This is a genomic window from Shinella sp., from assembly GCF_052438155.1.
GTDB lineage: Bacteria > Pseudomonadota > Alphaproteobacteria > Rhizobiales > Rhizobiaceae > Shinella.
Genome location: NZ_JBQVPI010000068.1, coordinates 1 through 298, shown reverse-complemented (window position 1 = coordinate 298; position 298 = coordinate 1). Strand labels below are relative to the sequence as shown.

Genomic DNA, 298 nt, shown 5'->3' with positions numbered 1-298 from the left:
AACGCGCTGGTCCATGCAGCGATCGCGCGGGCCCAGGCCAAGGGTGCGCTGATCGTCGCAGCCGTCGGCAATGATGGCCCGGCGGCGCCGCCAGCCTTTCCGGCAGCACAGTTCGGTGTGCTCGCGGTGACCGGTGTGGATACCTCCGGCCGGGTGTTGCCCGAGGCGGGACGCGGAAAGCATGTCGCCTTCGCAGCACCAGGGCGCAGCCTGGCGCCCGCCGCAGGGGGAGGAAAGAGCGTCACGGTGCGCGGCACGTCCTTTGCCGCGCCGCTGGGCGCAGGCAGGCTGGCGCAGC

General features: G+C 72.8%; 1 protein-coding gene. It reads left to right on the top strand.

The window, feature by feature from the left end; genetic code table 11:
* The coding region (locus tag ACT6VE_RS34000) for a S8 family serine peptidase (protein WP_444802570.1) at nt 1-298 on the top strand (298 nt) is incomplete at both ends.